A 16,675-nucleotide genomic window follows, 5' to 3' on the forward strand; every position below is an offset into this window, starting at 1 on the left:
AGGTATCTTGGTCGGGTGGAACTCGCAGAGGAGTTGCTGGCAGCCGTCGGATTGGTGCGCAGGCATCTGCGCCGCTCGGTCGGGCGGCCGTTTCCCTTGACCGATTCGCAGGCTGAGCTGATCCGCCTCGTCCGGCGGAACCCCGGCGTCTCCGTCGCCGAGGCTGCCGCCGAGCTGGGCCTGGTGGCGAACACCGTGTCCACGCTGGTCGGACAGCTCACCGAGCGCGGCCTGCTGCTGCGGACGCCCGATCCGTCCGACCGGCGGGTCGCCCGGCTGAGCCTGACCGAGCCGGCCCGGCAGCAGGTTGACGCGTGGCGCGACCGACGGGCCGCGCTGGTCAACGAGGCGCTGGACGGCCTTGGTCCGGACGACCGGGACGCTGTGCGGGCCGCGTTGCCGGTTCTCGGCGTACTCGCTGAACGGCTCGCCCCGTCCGAGCAGGATCTTCAGCGCGTATGACGGCGGCAGTGGAAGTCAGCGGGCTGAGTCACCGATTCGGCGACCATGTTGCCGTTGACAACTTCGACCTGACCGTGGAGCCCGGGGAGTGCTTCGGCCTGCTCGGTCCGAACGGCGCCGGCAAGACCACGACGCTCCGGGTGCTGAACACGCTCTACCGGCCGCAGTCCGGCGCGGTTCGGGTCTTCGGCCTGGACGTGCGCGCCGAGGCGATGTCGGTACGGCGGATGCTCGGTTACGTGCCGCAGCAGCTGTCCATCGAAGGAGCGCTGTCAGGCCGGGAGAACGTCTCCTGGTTCGCCCGCTTGTTCGACGTACCGCGGCGGGAACGCGCCGCTCGCGTCGCCGAAGTACTCGAGATCGTGGACCTCGCGGACGCGGCCGATCGGCTGGCGTCGACGTACTCCGGCGGCATGGTCCGGCGGCTCGAGCTCGCGCAGGCGCTGGTGAACCGGCCCGCGCTGCTGGTTCTCGACGAGCCGACGGTCGGGCTGGATCCGGTGGCGCGGGACTCGGTGTGGGCTCGGGTCCAGGAGATGCAGGAGCGGTACGGGATGACCGTGCTGCTGACCACGCACTACATGGAGGAGGCCGACCTGCTCTGCGACCGGGTGGCGCTGATGCATCTCGGGCAGCTGCGGGCGGTCGGTTCGCCGAGTGAGCTCAAGGCCGAGCTCGGGCCCGAGGCAAGTCTCGAGGACGTGTTCCGGCACCACACCGGCGAGAGCCTGGCGACGTCGGGCTCGGAGAAGGGAGGTCTGCGCGATGTCCGTGGCACCCGTCGCACGGCCCAGCGCCTGGGCTGACAACCGACCCCGCGCCGTCCTCCGGCTGTTCTCCCGGATCGGCACGTTCTGCCTGATCGAGCTGCAGAAACTCCGGCACGACCGGACCGAGCTGATCACCCGCGCGATCCAGCCGGTGCTCTGGCTGGTGATCTTCGGCCAGACGTTCTCCCGGATCCGGGCGATCCCGACGGGGAACGTCCCGTACCTCGACTACCTGGCGCCCGGGATCATCGCCCAGTCCGCGCTCTTCGTCGCGATCTTCTACGGCATCCAGATCATCTGGGAACGCGACGCCGGCATCCTCACCAAGCTCCTCGTCACGCCGTCCCCGCGCTCGGCCCTGGTCGCCGGCAAGGCCTTCGCCGCCGGCGTCCGGACGATCTCCCAGGCCATCGTGGTCCTGATCGTTGCCGCCCTGCTGGGCGTCAGCCTCACCTGGAACCCACTGAAACTCCTGGCGGTCCTGGCCGTGGTGGTCCTGGGCGCAGCCTTCTTCTCCTGCCTCTCGATGACCATCGCCGGTCTGGTCCTCCGCCGCGACCGCCTGATGGGCATCGGCCAGGCCATCACGATGCCGTTGTTCTTCGCCTCCAACGCCCTCTACCCAGTCAGCGTGATGCCTGGCTGGCTCCGAGCCCTCTCCCACGGCAACCCGCTGACTTACGAAGTGAGCGCCCTCCGGGGCCTGCTGATCGGCCAGCCCACGAACTACCTCCTCGACTTCACGGTCCTCATCGTCGCCGCTCTGGCCGGCATCATCGCCGCCTCGGCGCTGTTGGGCCGGCTGGCCCGTTAGAGGTCGTGGCGGATCCAGACGTTGGGTTCTACGTACACGGCGTGGTCGTGGGCGAGGTCTGCGTGGACGGGAGTGAGGGCCTTGGGGACGACGACGTCGCCGGTGGTGTCGAAGGGAAGGTCTGTCCAGTCCCGCCACTGGGCGAGGCTGCCGGTGATGACCATCGAGTACGGCGCTACCTGAACGATCTTGCCGCCGGCTCTCACGTGGACTCGGAGCCACGGGTCTTCCGGGAGTCCGTCCGGCCGGAGTTGTTCGATGTACTCCGTCATCGGCTGGTGGGCGTCGGTCTTGCCGTTGGGGCGGACCGGGGCGAAGAGGGTGGTGTGGCCCTTGGCTTTCACCGCCTCCCGCATGGCTTGGAGCATTTCGTGGGAGAGGCCGCGGCCCAGGTGGGACGGGCGGATCACGATCTCGAGAGCGCTGGAGACGTTCGTTTCCCGGCCGGCGCGGAGATCCTGGAAACCCCAGTGCAGCACGCGATCCCAGCCGCCCGGCGGTAGCTCCGTGCGGTCCTCGTCCGGGAACACGAACGGCAGGCTGCGGCCGTGTGCGACCAGCTCGCCGTCCTCGGACGCGACCACGCACTGGTCGGGAAACTCCCGCAGTACCTGACCCATGAACGCGTTCCCGATCGGGTCGTTGAACATGAACTTCGGCCAGGTGTCGGCGAAGTCGTAGATGTGCTGGAGGTACTCAGGCCGCTCGGCCAAGGTGGTGATCGCGATCCCGGACATGAGACGAAGTGTGACACCGCAGCAGCACCAGTCCAGCGATTGATGCCGTCACCACTCCCGCCCCGACGAGGGTCGGCGATGATCGGACCACCGATCAGCAGGCCGGCCGAACTGCTCGCGTTGACGACCACGCCTTGCCCACTCAGCAGGGCCCGTCGCTCGGCTCCGGCTGACGACTGGGTGATGGCGAATGAGATCGCCGAGATCCCGATCACCACAGTCAGCCCGGAGAACGCTCCCGCGACGGCAACCACCGGGGGACTCGGCCACAGGCCCATTGCCACCCAACACATCCCACTCCAAGCCCACGCCACCGCAGCACAGGCCACGGGCGGGGTACGGCGTACCACGGCCAGCGCGATCGCGGTCCCGACCAGTGAGCCCACGCCGTACCCCGTCATCCCCGCGGCCAGGTAGACGCCCGGGCGTCCCCGCTCCTCCCCCAGCACCGACATCCCGAGCGTGAACGCGAACCACGTCACACACGCGGTCCCCCGGATGATCCACCCGTAGAAGACCTCGGGCCGACCGCTGAGGCTGCCGCGGATGGACGGCATCGCTGCGGTGGCAGTCGTGGTGGCGTCTGGTCTGCGTTCGGCGCGCACTGTGCTGGCCAGCAGGCCGGAACCCAGGACAGCCGCGGCCTCCACCCACAGCAGGCTGTTGGTCATCCCGATCGACACCGCAACGGCGCCGATCGTCGGGCCGATGAGCATACCGACCCGGCGGAGGCCGTCCTGCCAGGTCAGGAGCACGATCGCCTTCCCCTCGCCCCACCGATCTCCGGTGTCGGCAAGCAGTGCTGACCGCCCTGGAGACGCGAGTGCGTCGCCGGAGCCGAGCAGCAGGCCGCTTGTCACGAGGACGACCGGCGTCAGAAGACCGAATTCGGCAGCGGCCGGGACGGATGCCAAAGCGACGGCCGACAGGAGCGCGACAACCGCCAGCCGCGGACCGGAGTCGACCCACTGACGAGCCTTCCGCGCCCACCACGGCGACAGCAGGACCGGCACGCCGGCAGCGCCCCCGACCAGCCCGGTCGCAGCGACGGAGCCGGTTTCGCGCAGGATCACGAGCGGCAGGGCGATCTGCGTGATCCGCAACGCGAAGTCCGCCGTACCGCTGCCGGCGAGCAGCGCCAGCGCCTCGTTCCTCGGTCGTCTCACTCCTTTGATTCTTGGCTTTCCGAGTCGCCACCGGTAGCCAGAGCCGCTTGCGTGCTTGCCATAGGCTGTACCTATGACCTCATTGCCGAGCGTCGAGGACCTGAGCCTGGTCCGGGCGATCATCCGCACCGGAGCGGTCGGCACCGCGGCCCGCGAGCTCCGCATCTCGCAGCCGTCCGCATCCCAGCGACTCGGCCGCCTCGAACGACTGTGCGGCACCAAACTCTTCGACCGCGACACCCGCGGCGCCCGCCCCACGCCGGCCGGCGCCGAGCTCGGCCGCCGGGCCGACCACATCCTCGGCCACCTCGAGGAGGTCTACGCCGCCACCCGCGCGGCCGCCGCGGGTCAGCGTCTCGTGGTCGGTGCGTTCTCGAGCATCGCCCCGATCCTGTTCCCGGTCCTGGACGCAGACCTCCCCGACCTCGAGATCCAGCAGGAGGTCGACCACGGCCACTTCCTGGTCGAACGAGTCGCCGAGGGCACCATGGACGCCGCGTTCATCGCGATCGCCGAACAAATGACGCTCCCGCACGGCGCCGTCGCCCGCCGGGTCGGCCGCGACGACCTGGTCCTGTTCGTGCCACCCGGCGCCCGGCCACCCGGCCGCGGCCGCCAGCCCCTCAAGGACCGTCCGATCGCGTTCTCGACCTACGACCGCGGGGCCGAGGACGTCCACGCCCGCCTCGCCGCCCTGGGCGCCATCCCCCGCCGCGGAGTCACCCTGAGCACCACCGTCGCCATGGCTCGCCGGCGCAACCACCTGGCGCTGGTCCCCCGCAGCGCCCTCGCTACCGAGCTGCGCCCCGGCGAACACCTCACCCCAGCCCCTTTCCGCTACCGCCTCACGCTCTCGGTCGTCACGACGCCCACCCCGCCGGCCGTCCTGATCCGCCATCTACCCCGCCTCCGCGCCGCCCTCCAGCTCACCCCACGCTGAGACCATTCGATCACCGTCAAAACTGTGGTTCCCCTTACCAGTTCCTCCTAGGGTCGACGCAGGTCCTAGCGACAGAGAACTTCTCCCCGCGGGGCTGTCACTGCGTAGCGGTACGTTGTGGTCGTTCCTCTGATGCCCATGGCGTACCGCTCCGCGCACCTCCCGTTCACCAGGCTGCTCTAGCCTGCGCCACATGAACCTGAGGCGACTGGCGCGCGGGCGGCGGGTACTGGCGGGTTTCTGGGGTGCGACGGTCGTCCAGGTCGCGGCGATCGTGATCGACGCCAAGGTCGTCAAGCAGGCCAGCAAGGTGACCTTGATGCCGCTGCTCTGGCAGTGGTCGCGGACTCAGGACGCACCGCCGCTGCTCCAGGCGGCGTTGCTGGCGTCGGCGGCCGGGGACCTGTTGCTGGAGACGGATCTCCAACTCGCCGGGATCGCCGCGTTCGCCGCGGCGCACGCGTGTTACCTGGCGGTGTTTCTCGCGAACCCGGCGCAGAGCTCGTGGAAGGTTCTCGCTGCGTACGCCGCTCTCTGGGCCGCCTTGATCGCAGTTCTCTCCCCCGGCCTCGGCGGTCAGCGCGTTCCGGTCGCGGCGTACGCCTTGTTGCTCACGGCAACCGCGATCGCCTCCCGCTGGCACAACGCGCGGAGCGGCGTCGGCGGAGCGCTGTTCCTGGTCTCCGACGCGCTCATCGCGCTGCGGCTCTCCGGGCGCGACTTCCCGGGACGCGGCGCACTCACGATGTCGACGTACGCCGTCGGTCAGTTCCTGCTGGCCTCAGGCGTCACCGAGGCACGGGACAGAGTGACCGGTACTGGTCACCCGCGTTGACCCGGCGCCGCCCGTCGCGGTGGGGTGAACGGGTGGCGACGGTCGACGAGGTACGACGACAGTTCCGGAACCCACCGCCCGACGGGCGGCCGATGATACGTTGGTGGTGGTTCGGCCCGTCGGTCACGCGGGACGAGCTCGACCGGGAGCTGCGGGCGATGGCCGCGGCCGGGCTGGGCGGCGTGGAGGTCGCCTTCGTCTATCCGATGGGACCGGTGACGGCGCCGTTTGGATCCGCGGAGCTGCTAGAGCTCGTCGGCCATGCGGCTCGGACAGCCCGCGAGCTCGGGTTGCGGTTCGACGTGACACTCGGCAGCGGTTGGTCGTACGGCGGTCCGCACGTCACACCGGAGTACGCCGCGCGGCAGGTGCACTGGGATCGACGCGAGATCGGCAGTGCGGCGTACGACGTACCTGTCGTGGAGGCTTGGCCGGGAGACGAGTTCCTCGCGGCGTTCGTCGGCCAGGGGTCTGCGGGAACGCCGACGGCGTACGTCGAGGTGCCGATGCGCGACGGGATTATCCACGTTCCGACCGGCGGCCAGCCACGGGAGGTCCTGATCGCGACGTCCCGGGTCACCGGCCAGAACGTGAAGCGAGCCGCGGCCGGCGCCGAAGGGCTGACGCTCGACCATTACTCGGCGGCTGCGGCGGCCGAGCACATCCGGTGCGTCGCGGAGCCGCTGCTGCTCGCGGCCGATCCGGCGCTGGTCGGATCCGTGTTCTGCGACAGCCTCGAGGTGTACGGCGCCGACTGGACCGCCGGGATGTTCGAGGAGTTCGCGAAACGGCGTGGATACGACCTGCGGCCGCGGCTCTACGAGTTGCTCGTCGACACGGCCCGATCGCGGCAGCTGCGGATCGACTTCGGGCGGACGTTGTCGGAGCTGTACGAGGACAACTTCCTGAAAGTGTTCCAGCAGTGGGCGGCCGGGTACGGCGTACCGTTCCGGATCCAGAGCTACGGCGAACCGCCCGCAACCGTAAGCAGCTACCGCCACGCGGACGCCTTCGAGGGCGAGGGCTGGGGCTGGAAACGGATCCCGGAGACGCGCTGGGCCTCGTCCGCGGCGAACATTTATGATCGATCGATCGTTTCCGCTGAGGTGTGGACGTGGGTGCACTCGCCGTCGTTCCGCGCGACACCGCTCGATCTGCAGGGCGAGGCGCACGAGCATTTCCTCTCCGGCGTCAACCAGCTGATCGGGCACGGCTGGCCGTACTCACCGTCGGACGGTCCTGGTCTCGGCTGGATCTTCTACGCCGCCGGCGCCCTCGACGACCGTAACCCGTGGTGGCCGGTAGCAACCGCTCTATTCGGTTCTCTCCATCGGCTCTCCTGGCTGCTGCAGCAGGGGACGCCGGTGCGGCCGGTGAAGATCTACGTTCCGACCTCCGATGCATACGCTGCTGGGGACGGTTTCCCGGAGCCGCACAATCTGTACCGCGTGGCCCGGCAGCTGATCCTGGAGAGCGTTCCTCGAATCATCCGCGAGGCGGGGCTCGACTTCGACCTGATCGACGACGACGCCATCTCCGTTGTCGATCCCGGCGACGTCTCACTGATCGTCGTACCCGTGGACACCACGACACCAGCTTCTACCGCGACGTGGCTCGAGTCAGTCCGCGCGACCGGCGGACTCGTCGTCACGGATGTCGCGGCTCTCGCCGGCCACCTCCCGACGCCTCCGATCGCGCCGGCGCCTGACGTCGGAGTCGTTCACCGCCGCCTGGACGACGGCGACTTCTACTTCGTCGCCAACACGGGTACGTCGGTGCGCACGCTCACCTTCGACCAGCCGATGGAACGTTGGAGCCCGCTCTCCGCCGAGACAACCATCACCCGGTCCGCGACGCTCCACCCGTACGAGTCAGCCGTCTTCGTCGCGGCCGAGTCCCCCGAACCAGCGGGCAGCCCAGTCGGGTCCGCAGCCGACCCACTCACCGGGCCTTGGACGGTGAGCTTCGGCGATGAACCCCGGCCTGTTTCGCTTCCACATCAGTGGGAAGACGACGCGTACTCAGGTTCGGCCACCTATCAAACGAAGCTCCAACTACCCGCATCCGGCGAGAAGTTGTTTCTCGACTTCGGTCCAGACGAGCTGGTCGACCCCGGCAGCGAGCCCTACCTCCCGGACAACTCCTACCGAGCACTGGTCATCCCGCCGGTCGGAGTCGCAGCAGAGGTGTGGCTCAACGACACGTACTGCGGTGCAGTGTGGGCGCCGCCGTACCGCGTAGAACTGACGCGCGCCGTTCAACCAGGCGCGAACGAGCTGCGGATCGTCGTGTACAACACCGCCGCCAACGCACTCTCGGTCGACCAGCACCTGCTGGATGCCGCCGACGAGGTCGCCAGACGGCATGGCCGCCGGTTCGACCTCCAGCACATCGAGCACGCGACCGACTACGTGCACTCCGGCCTGCTCACGGTCCCAGCGCTCATCCGCGAGGGCTGAGGACCCCGTCTAGTCGGTGGGCTGTGCCTCGGCGAGGCGTTCGTGGTGATGGATGACCTCGGCGATCACGAACGCGAGGAACTTCTCCGCGAAGACCGGATCGAGACCCGACTCGGTGGCGAGGGTCCGGAGCCGGGCGACCTGGTCGCGCTCGCGAGTCTTGTCGGCCGGTGGCATCCCGGTCCGGGCCTTGAGCGCGCCGACCTGCTGGGTGCACTTGAACCGCTCGGCCAGGAGGTGGATCAGGGCGGCGTCGATGTTGTCGATACTGCTGCGGAGCCGGTTCAGCTCCGCGGCGGCGTTCTCCTCGGTCATTCGTCCACTCTTTCAGACCCGCCTGTCCCGGGCGGGCGTCCACCTCGATCGGGGCGGTTGGGGTCACTATGGTCGGATGAGCTTCACGATGCTGGCGGTCGTGGTGGCGGTCGGGTTGCTCGGGCCGCTGCTTGCGGTACGGCGTAACTGGCACGTGCCGGTGGTCCTCGGTGAGCTGCTCGCCGGCGTGCTGCTCGGCCGGACCGGGATCGGGTACCTGGACGCGGCCGACGAGCGATTCACGTTCCTCGCGGAGATCGGGTTCGGGCTGGTGATGTTCGTCGCCGGGACGCACGTTCCGGTGCGCGATGCCGGTCTGCGGCGCGCGATTCGTCCCGGCGTACTCCGTGCGGTGATCACCGGCGTGGTCGCCACCGGTCTGGCGTTCGGGCTGAACGCGCTCTTCGACACCGGGCACGTCGCGCTCTACGCCGTACTGATGGCGTCGTCCTCAGCCGCCCTGATCCTGCCGATCGTCGACTCGCTAGGGCTCGGCGGTACTGCAGTGGTCGAACTGCTCCCGCAGGTCGCGCTCGCCGACGCCGCGTGCATCGTGGCGCTTCCGTTGGCGATCGATCCTCGGCACGCGGGACGGGCTGCACTCGGCGCACTGGCGGTGATCGCTGCGGGAGTGATCGCGTACGTGTTGCTGAGCCGGGTCGAGCGGAGCGGCGTACGTCGTCGGGTCCACGACGTGTCCGAGGACCAGCACCTCACGATCGAGCTGCGGGTCAGTCTGCTCGTGCTGTTCGCGCTGGCCGGCCTCGCGACCGCGACGCACGTATCGATCATGCTGGCCGGCTTCGTGCTCGGCCTAGCCGTGGCCGCTGTCGGAGAGCCGCGCCGGCTGGCCCGGCAGCTGTTCGCGCTGACCGAAGGCTTCCTCGGCCCGGTCTTCTTCGTCTGGCTCGGCGCCTCCTTGGACCTTCGAGAGCTGGGCGCGCATCCGGCGCTGCTCGGCCTCGGCTTGGCGCTCGGCGCCGGCGCGCTGATCAGTCACCTCAGCGGGGTGCTCACCCGGCAGCCACTGAGTATCGCAGCGCTCTCGGCCGCGCAACTCGGCGTACCGGTCGCGGCAGCCACCGTCGGCACGACCCTGCACGTCCTGAAGTCAGGCGAACCGGCCGCATTGATCGTCGGCGCCCTGGTCACGATCGCCGTGAGCACAATCGCCGGCGGCCTCGCCGTACGCCGTGGCCTCGTTGCTCAAGGCAAGGTCTAGGCCTCGTCGAGGAACCGGTCCAGGACTCGCGAGCCGAACTCCAGCGATGCCGTCGGGACGCGCTCGTCGATGCCGTGGAACATGCCCATGAAGTCCAGCTCCGGCGGGAGCTGCAGCGGTACGAATCCGAAGCAACGGACGCCGAGGCGGCTCCAGGACTTGGCATCGGTGCCGCCCGACATCAGCAGCGGCGCCGTCCGGCTCTGCGGGTCCTCGGCCGCGAGGCACGCCTGCATCGCCTCGACCAGTCCGCCGCTGAACTCGGTCTCCAGCGCGATGTCCGTGACCACGGTCTCGCGCTGCACCTTGTCGCCGATCAGCTCGTCGATCGTCGCGTAGAACTCGTCCTCGAAGCCGGGCAGGAAGCGGCCGTCGATGTGCGCCTCGGCGTCACCCGGGATCACGTTCACCTTGTAGCCGGCGTTCAGCATCGTCGGGTTCGCCGTGTTCCGGATCGTTGCCCCGAACATCCGGCTGAAGCTGCCCAGCTTGGCCAGCGTCGCGGTCATGTCGTCCGGGTCGAGCTCGGTCCCGAGCACATCCTCGAGCGTCTTCAGGAACTCGCGGACCGTCGGCGTCACCCGCAGCGGCCACTCGTGACCACCGATCCGGGTCACCGCCTCCACCAGGTTGGTGACCGCGTTGTCGTTGTTGACCATCGACCCGTGCCCCGCTGTACCGCGGGCCTTGAGCCGCATCCAGTTCATGCCCTTCTCGGCCGTCTCGATCAGGTACAGCCGGAGGTCGTCCTTGACCGTGATCGAGAACCCGCCGACCTCGCCGATGCCCTCGGTGCAGTCCGCGATCGTGTCCGGATGGTTGTTGATCAGCCACTGCGCGCCGTACACGCCGCCGGCTTCCTCGTCGGCCGTGAAGACCAGGCGCACCGGGCGCCGCGGCTTGACCCCGGCGCGCTGCCGGGCGCGGACCACGGACAGGACCATCGCGTCGAAGTCCTTCATGTCGACCGCGCCGCGACCCCAGACGCAGCCGTCGAAGATCTCGCCGGCGAAGGGGTCGACCTTCCAGTCCTTCGGATCCGCCGGTACGACGTCCAGGTGCCCGTGCACGAGCAACGGGTCCGCACTCTGGTCCTCGCCGTCCCAGTGCGCGACCAGCGTCGCGCGGCCCGGCTCCGACTCGTAGATCGTCGACTCGATCCCGACCTCGTCCAGCTTCGCGGCGACGTACTCCGCGGCCACGCGTTCGCCGTTGCTCTTGCCGTTGCCGTAGTTCGTGGTGTCGATCCGGATCAGCTCGCTGCAGAGCTCCACCACCTCGGCGTCGGGGGTGTACGACGTACGGTCGCTGGAGGTCGTCATGGCGACCATCCTGCCATCCTCAGGTCAGCGTGATGCTGTCACCCGAGATCGTGATCTGTTCCGGCGGCAGCGGACGCGGCGCCGGGCCGGCGACGACCGCGCCGGTGGCGATCGCGTACTTGCTGCCGTGGCAGTCGCAGTTGATGGTGCCGTTCGCGACGCTCGCCACCGGGCAGCTCTGATGGGTGCAGATCGAGCTGAACGCCTTGAACGTGCCCTTGGTCGGCTGCGTCACCACGATCCGCTGCGGCGCGAAGATCAAGCCGCCGCCGACCGGGATGTCGGTGGTCTTGCCGAGTACGGCGTTGGCCGGCGCCGGGGCCGGGCTGCCGCTGGGTTCGCCGTACTTCGCGCAGCCGGACAGCGTGGCTAGTCCGGCGGCCGTCAGGATCGTGCGGCGACTGGGAGCGTCCACGGGTAGGTCCTTTCAGCGTTTGATGCCAAAGGTGGTGAAGAACCAGAGCGCGCTGGTCAGCCAGACGCCGATCAGGGCGGTGAACACAGCACCGCCCGCGACCGGGAGCAGCCAGCGCGGTGCGTCTTTGCGGGTGAGGGTCAGCATCTTCACGACGAAGGCGCCGTAGAAGAAACAGCCGAGGAGCGAGTGGATGAGGACGCGCGGCTCGCCGTACTCGAAGCCGAGGGCGTAAAGGCAGTGCGCCACTACAGGCAGGCTGACGGCGACGGCGGCTCTGCCGGACCACCTGTGCAGGGGGCCGACCTTGGCGCCTCGGTAGAGGGCGGCGGCGGAGATCAGCTGGACGACACCTAGGAGTGCGGCGAGGGTGGCCAGCCATGCCTTGACCGCTTGGAAGCTGGAGAAGCCGGCGATGTTGATCGCTACGCCAGTTGGCTCGTGCACTCTTGCATAGACGCCCAGAGCGACGGCCACTGCAGCTCCCGCCACCAGCGGGATCACGATGGTTCTGACGCTGCTTGTGCTCGAGGTGGTGCTCATTGGAGGGTCTCGTCTCCGGCGATGGGCTGGGCGGTGACCGCTTGGCCGTTCACCGTTGCTGTGCGGGTGGCTGGGTCCAGGCGTGGTGCCGCGTCGGGTGTGCCGTCGTTGTCGATGCCTACCTGGGAGCCGTCGGGCAGGATGATCCAGCCGATGGTGGATTTGCTGTTCCTCGCCCGGTAGAGGCCGGCCGGTGGACCGGCGAGGCTTGCGGTGAAGCGAAGCGCGCGCCCGCGCACGGTCAACTCCCCCGCCGCGGTCTTAGCCGTCGCCGACCCCGTCAGCCGATCCCCTGTCTTGGAGCGCAGCGCGAGTTGACCATTGGTGAACGTCCCGGTCAGCCACGCCTCGACCCGGCGCCCGTCACACACGTACGCCACGGCACGCCCGCCCTTGACCGCAACGGCAAGCGTCGCCTCGCGTCCGGCGGTCCGGCCCACGTAGACCACCACCTGCGCGGCCGGCGTCGCCCGACTTGGCGTGACCGTCGCTGTGGGTTCCGTAGTACTGGGCTGCGCGGTGCTCGGCGAGCTGCTGGGCGTGCTGGGCTGGGAGGCAGGCGCACTGGTCGGACCCGCGTTCGCCGTACCGTCAGCAGCAGGCGTGGCGCCGCCCGCCTGCGTGCTGTCGACCACCAGCAGCGCAAGCAGGCCCACACCGGTAGCCGCCAGCGTCACCAGCGGACTGCGCTGTCCCATCGCCCCACCCCGAGCCTCGTCCTGCCCCGTCCTCGCCCCGAGACGAGGATCCCGCCCTCTCAGTACGTGGTCAACGCCTCAGCGGTTCAGAGCACCTTGAGTCCGTACATCTCCCCCAGCGGGTCCGCGATCAGCTCGATCCGCGCGCCGTCGGGGTCGCGGAAGTAGAGCGACGTACCGCTCTCCTCGAGGTACTCGACGCCGGCCTGGTCCAGGTTGTCCTTCAGCCGTGCCCAGTTCGCCGGCTCGACCGAGATCGCCAGGTGGTGCAGGCCGCCGAGCACCTCGGCGTACGGCCCGAGCTCGAGCCCCGGGAAGTCGAAGAACGCGAGCAGGTTCCCGTTCCCGATGTCGAAGAAGAAATGGTTCGAACCCTCGTAGTCCCGGTTCCCGACGATCTCCGTCAACGGAAACCCGAGCACCCCCTGGTAGAACTGCACCGTCCGCTCGACGTCCGAACACAGTAACGCAGTGTGATGCAGCCCACGCGCCGACGACCGGCCGCCGGCCTTCAGATACGCCCCCCGAATCCGCTCCCGCTCCGCCTCGATCGCCACCAGATCGACCTCACCCATCGCCCCGCCCACCCTTCACTCGGTCCCCAACACCACCATCAGACACCCCCACCCACCCGATGTGAATTCCACCCCTGGAGTTTGCTACTGTTCTCCGGTCAGCACCGCACCAGCGGTCAGACCACTCGTCCGGGTGGCGGAATAGGCAGACGCGCTAGCTTGAGGTGCTAGTGCCCTTTACGGGGCGTGGGGGTTCAAGTCCCCCCTCGGACACAAACCCGGTCCACCATGTGCTTGACATGGGGACAGACCAGCAACACCGAAGCGAAGAGTAGAGCCCGCCGAGCTCCTCAGCATCCAGCGCGTTCCAAGTAAATCCCAAGTTCTTAACGACCAAGACCGCTGTCACTCGACGTAGCCGCCACCGCCGCCTCGGCAGAGCGCCTCTCCCCGACAGCCGCGTTGTACCGCTCACGCGATTCAGCGGTGGGCGGCCCAGTTGGTCCAGCTTGCCTTGGCGCCGGAGTCGCCGATGCGGACCACGTCGTACACCGCGACACCACCGACCAGCACGGCCACTGCCGTCAGGGTGGCGGTGAGCACGGTTGAGGCTGGTGCCAGGTAGTGCCGGTTCGTCGGGGTACGGCCGGTGGACTCGCGTTGCCGCCACCAGAGGGCGACGGCCACCACGGCTACCGCGGTCGCCGCGTAGATGGCAGTGTCGCCGAGCTCGGCGTGGTGCTGGATCAAAGGATTCGGGGTCAGGCGACCCTCCAGCCATTCGCCGGCGTTCGTAGTGATCGGGACCAGGACGACGACGAGCAGCGACAGGATCGCGTTCGGACCCGCCAGGCGGCGTTTCGCCGCCGGCCAGAGCGCGGTGAGCACGAGCAGTGCCGCCGCGAGTGGAAGCAGGACGACGACGGCGTGCACGAGGAGCACGTGGGCGGGGAGACCGTTGACTGTCTGCATCGGGGGTCCCTTTGGTCGGTTGTGGTCGAGGACCTCAGGCTTGCAGCAGGATCTTGGGGTTTTCTTGGAGTTTCAGCTGAAGTGGGCCGCGTCCAGGGCCGACTGGAGCGACTGCCGGTAGCCGTCCGATGTGAACGTTGCCCCCGACACCGTGTCGAGCTGTGCGCTCTGCGCCGCGACTGCTTCCTGCTCGAGCTGCGGCAGCGCGTACGAGTTGATCTCACGGTCCCGGCCGCTCGACGACGGGTAGACGACCGCCCTCACGGCGACCAGCTTGTGTGCCCGGATCGTCACGCTGACCTGGATGGGCCCGTACCGCGTGTCCACCGACGCCCCGTTGACGGTCACGTCGGCGCTCCCGGGCGACGTACTCACGATCCCCGGTGTAGCCGCCGATACCGCTGGGGCGTCCACGTGGTTGCGGCTCGTCGGGTAGAGGAACAGCAAGACGATCAGTACGCCGCTCGCGCCGGCGACCACCGCGTTGCGCCGCAGCCGGGCCGAGTGCACGCTCATCGCGCACCTGACCGGTGCACCGCGTCGATTGCCGACTGCAACGATCGGCTGTAACCGTCCGAAGTGAATGTTGCCCCGGACACGGTGTCGAGCTGCGCACTCTGCGCCGCGACGGCTTGCCGGTCCAGCTGCGGGATCGCGTAGCCGTTGATCTGGTCGGTCTGACCGTCGCCGCTCGGTCGCCGCAGCGCGCGGGCCTTCGTGATACGGCCGGCGCGCACCGTGATCTCGACCTGGACCGGCCCGTACTGCGTGTCGACGACGTCACCCGCCACGGTCAGGGGCGTGGACGAAGGCGCGGGAGTCCGGGTCGACGCCGTCACCCGAGGCCTGGTCGTCGGTGTGGCCGTCGGAGTCGTCCGGCGCGGCGTTGCAGTGGGCTGCGTAGCTGACGGACGGATAGTGGGCTGCGAGCTCGCCGTCCCCGACACGGCCCGCGGCTGAGCTCCGGCCCGGTACGCAACCGCTGCCACCGCGGTCGTCGCGACGGTCATCACCAGCCTCGTCCCGCGTCTCATCCGGACACTCCTCTCACCACGAGAAACGCTCCAGGTGCAGCTGGCCCGTCGGCACCCGGTTGGCCCGCGCCGCGGCGTACACCGCATCCATCCACGGGTCCGGTCCGCAGACATAGACGTCGTACTGCTCGATTCCCGGGACCACCCGCCGCATCGCGTCCACGTCCGACCAGTTCCACAGGCCTTCCGGCAGCCACGACGTCCGATTCCGGAGCCGGGCGCCGAGCAGGTAGTGCAGCGTGATCCCCCGGCGCCTGGCCAGCTGCTCGAGCTCGTCGCGGAACACGAGGTCGGCCTCCGCGTGCGCGCGGTACACCAGCACCGCGTCGCCGGGCCGGTACTCGAGATCTTCGAGCAACGCCCGCAGCGGCGTGATCCCGATTCCGCAGGCGAACATCGCGACCCGGTCCGTCGCCCGCCGCTCGGCGGTCAGCCGTCCGTACGGTCCCTCGATCGCGACCTTCGTCCCCGGCCGGAGCCCGGCGAGCCGGCTGCTGCCGTCCCCCGCCACCCTGGCCGTCACGCGCAGCCGGTCCGGTGCAGGCGACGCCGAGAGCGAGTACGGGTTGCCTCGCGACCATCCCGGCCCGTCGAGGAAGCGGAAGACGAAGTACTGACCAGCCCGGACCGGCATCCGGTGCAATCCCCGCCCGCCCAGCTGCACCGTCACCACACCCGGTCCCTCGGGGATCACCTCGCGCACCGTCAGCCCGTGCCGAACCGTCCGCCACAGCGGCAGCGCCAACCTGTACAACGCGATCGCGCCGGCGGCCACGCCGTACGCCGACCACCAGTAGACCCGCGCCAGCGGTGACGTCGTGAAATCCGCACCGGTCCAGATCTCGTGCGGCACCGACAACCCGACACCGACATAGGCATACAGATGCAGCAGATGCCACGACTCGTACCGCAGCGCACGCCGTGCCGCCCGGACCGACGTGACCACAGCCAGGGTCAGCGCGATCGACGCCGCCGTAGCCAGCAGCATCCCTCTGTACGTCGTGACCACGGACCACGTCTCGCGGACCAGATCGCTGTGGTCGCGCAATGTGTAGCCGACCAGGATCGTGGCGATATGCACCAGCAGCAGGTTGAACGACCAGAAGCCGACCAGCCGGTGCCGCCTGGCCAACTCGTCCTGACCGTAGCTGCGCTCGATCACCGGCACCCGTGCCATCAGGAAGACCTGCACCAGCAGCAGATCCGCGGCGATCAGACCCGACAACCTGCCGAGCGAGGTGAGCAGGTCCGCGGGCCCGGTCGCCCAATTCTGAAGCCCGCGCCCGGACACCCAGAGCACGACCACCACCAGCACGTTTCCCCAGCACAGCACGCCCACGGCGTCCCGCCACCAGTCCGGGGTCCGGCGCGGGCGGCGCCGGGCATGCGCGGTCCATGGGCGGCTCACCGCCTGCTCAGGACCGCTCGACGTCATGCTCTGACGATGACCGCGGAT

General features: G+C 69.1%; 18 protein-coding genes, 1 tRNA gene and 1 pseudogene. 8 read left to right on the forward strand and 12 right to left on the reverse strand.

Translation table 11 applies throughout. The annotated features are described in order from the left end of the window. The first annotated feature begins 15 nt into the window (after positions 1-15). The 3 genes from AB0E69_RS06805 to AB0E69_RS06815 are packed head-to-tail and all read left to right on the forward strand — an operon-like array spanning position 16 to position 2,046. A complete protein-coding gene (locus AB0E69_RS06805) occupies positions 16-462 on the forward strand; it encodes a MarR family transcriptional regulator (protein ID WP_360140798.1) in 447 nt (148 codons plus the stop codon). Further along, positions 459-1,268, forward strand: coding sequence for an ATP-binding cassette domain-containing protein (locus AB0E69_RS06810; RefSeq protein WP_360140801.1), 810 nt, complete (start codon positions 459-461; stop codon positions 1,266-1,268). Before AB0E69_RS06805 ends, AB0E69_RS06810 begins: the two co-directional genes overlap by 4 nt. Beyond that, a complete protein-coding gene (locus AB0E69_RS06815) occupies positions 1,228-2,046 on the forward strand; it encodes an ABC transporter permease (protein WP_360140804.1) in 819 nt (272 codons plus the stop codon). The genes AB0E69_RS06810 and AB0E69_RS06815 overlap by 41 nt, the downstream gene beginning before the upstream one ends. Here AB0E69_RS06815 and AB0E69_RS06820 read toward each other — a convergent pair. After that, positions 2,043-2,783, reverse strand: a complete 741-nt coding sequence (locus AB0E69_RS06820; RefSeq protein ID WP_360140807.1) for a GNAT family N-acetyltransferase — start codon at positions 2,781-2,783, stop codon at positions 2,043-2,045. The two genes, AB0E69_RS06815 and AB0E69_RS06820, sit on opposite strands and share 4 nt — an antisense overlap. 167 nt (positions 2,784-2,950) lie before the next feature. Beyond that, positions 2,951-4,114 (reverse strand): annotated as a pseudogene (locus AB0E69_RS06825) (MFS transporter); the annotation flags it as partial. Between AB0E69_RS06825 and AB0E69_RS06830 the strand changes: the two are divergent. The 3 genes from AB0E69_RS06830 to AB0E69_RS06840 all read left to right on the forward strand — a co-directional run bounded on the left by AB0E69_RS06830 (position 4,023) and on the right by AB0E69_RS06840 (position 8,183). Next, positions 4,023-4,889 carry a LysR family transcriptional regulator gene (locus AB0E69_RS06830; protein WP_360140810.1) on the forward strand — a complete coding sequence of 289 codons (867 nt, stop codon included), beginning with the start codon at positions 4,023-4,025 and terminating at the stop codon, positions 4,887-4,889. The pseudogene AB0E69_RS06825 and the gene AB0E69_RS06830 sit on opposite strands and share 92 nt — an antisense overlap. 193 nt (positions 4,890-5,082) lie before the next feature. Continuing rightward, complete coding sequence (locus tag AB0E69_RS06835; protein WP_360140813.1) at positions 5,083-5,724, forward strand: lysoplasmalogenase family protein; 642 nt, start codon at positions 5,083-5,085, stop codon at positions 5,722-5,724. Between the two features lie 32 nt (positions 5,725-5,756). Beyond that, positions 5,757-8,183, forward strand: a complete 2,427-nt coding sequence (locus tag AB0E69_RS06840; RefSeq protein ID WP_360140816.1) for a glycosyl hydrolase — start codon at positions 5,757-5,759, stop codon at positions 8,181-8,183. A 9-nt stretch (positions 8,184-8,192) separates the two neighbouring features. Here the strand turns inward: AB0E69_RS06840 and AB0E69_RS06845 are convergent, their stop codons facing one another. Next, positions 8,193-8,498 carry a chorismate mutase gene (locus AB0E69_RS06845; RefSeq protein WP_360140819.1) on the reverse strand — a complete coding sequence of 102 codons (306 nt, stop codon included), beginning with the start codon at positions 8,496-8,498 and terminating at the stop codon, positions 8,193-8,195. Between the two features lie 76 nt (positions 8,499-8,574). On the opposite strand from AB0E69_RS06845, the gene AB0E69_RS06850 reads away from it, so the two are divergent. After that, positions 8,575-9,720 carry a cation:proton antiporter gene (locus AB0E69_RS06850; RefSeq protein ID WP_360140822.1) on the forward strand — a complete coding sequence of 382 codons (1,146 nt, stop codon included), beginning with the start codon at positions 8,575-8,577 and terminating at the stop codon, positions 9,718-9,720. On the opposite strand, the gene AB0E69_RS06855 is transcribed toward AB0E69_RS06850, so the two are convergent. The 5 genes from AB0E69_RS06855 to AB0E69_RS06875 form a co-directional block, all read right to left on the reverse strand. Beyond that, complete coding sequence (locus tag AB0E69_RS06855) at positions 9,717-11,042, reverse strand: M20/M25/M40 family metallo-hydrolase (RefSeq protein WP_360140825.1); 1,326 nt, start codon at positions 11,040-11,042, stop codon at positions 9,717-9,719. The two genes, AB0E69_RS06850 and AB0E69_RS06855, sit on opposite strands and share 4 nt — an antisense overlap. A gap of 19 nt (positions 11,043-11,061) precedes the next feature. Next, complete coding sequence (locus AB0E69_RS06860) at positions 11,062-11,457, reverse strand: Rieske (2Fe-2S) protein (RefSeq protein ID WP_360140828.1); 396 nt, start codon at positions 11,455-11,457, stop codon at positions 11,062-11,064. Positions 11,458-11,469: 12 nt separating this feature from the next. Next, a complete protein-coding gene (locus tag AB0E69_RS06865) occupies positions 11,470-12,000 on the reverse strand; it encodes a DUF6529 family protein (protein ID WP_360140831.1) in 531 nt (176 codons plus the stop codon). Further along, complete coding sequence (locus AB0E69_RS06870; RefSeq protein ID WP_360140834.1) at positions 11,997-12,698, reverse strand: hypothetical protein; 702 nt, start codon at positions 12,696-12,698, stop codon at positions 11,997-11,999. Before AB0E69_RS06870 ends, AB0E69_RS06865 begins: the two co-directional genes overlap by 4 nt. Before the next feature lie 86 nt (positions 12,699-12,784). Further along, positions 12,785-13,273 (reverse strand): VOC family protein, encoded by a 489-nt coding sequence (locus AB0E69_RS06875; RefSeq protein ID WP_360140836.1) that lies wholly within the window; start codon positions 13,271-13,273, stop codon positions 12,785-12,787. Positions 13,274-13,400: 127 nt separating this feature from the next. Here AB0E69_RS06875 and AB0E69_RS06880 point away from each other — a divergent pair. Next, positions 13,401-13,486: transfer RNA gene (locus tag AB0E69_RS06880), tRNA-Leu, on the forward strand. A 207-nt stretch (positions 13,487-13,693) separates the two neighbouring features. Here the strand turns inward: AB0E69_RS06880 and AB0E69_RS06885 are convergent. From AB0E69_RS06885 to AB0E69_RS06900, 4 genes are all read right to left on the reverse strand, one after another. After that, positions 13,694-14,185 carry a DUF2231 domain-containing protein gene (locus AB0E69_RS06885; RefSeq protein ID WP_360140839.1) on the reverse strand — a complete coding sequence of 164 codons (492 nt, stop codon included), beginning with the start codon at positions 14,183-14,185 and terminating at the stop codon, positions 13,694-13,696. A gap of 72 nt (positions 14,186-14,257) precedes the next feature. Then, positions 14,258-14,701 (reverse strand): FMN-binding protein, encoded by a 444-nt coding sequence (locus AB0E69_RS06890; RefSeq protein WP_360140842.1) that lies wholly within the window; start codon positions 14,699-14,701, stop codon positions 14,258-14,260. Next, a complete protein-coding gene (locus tag AB0E69_RS06895) occupies positions 14,698-15,219 on the reverse strand; it encodes an FMN-binding protein (RefSeq protein ID WP_360140845.1) in 522 nt (173 codons plus the stop codon). Before AB0E69_RS06895 ends, AB0E69_RS06890 begins: the two co-directional genes overlap by 4 nt. A 13-nt stretch (positions 15,220-15,232) precedes the next feature. Then, the gene (locus AB0E69_RS06900; protein ID WP_360140848.1) at positions 15,233-16,654 is read right to left on the reverse strand and encodes a ferredoxin reductase family protein; all 1,422 of its coding nucleotides are present in this window, start codon (positions 16,652-16,654) and stop codon (positions 15,233-15,235) included. Between the last annotated feature and the right edge of the window lie 21 nt (positions 16,655-16,675).

The sequence above is a fragment of the Kribbella sp. NPDC026611 genome (assembly GCF_040638345.1).
In the GTDB taxonomy this organism is placed as follows: Bacteria; Actinomycetota; Actinomycetes; order Propionibacteriales; family Kribbellaceae; genus Kribbella.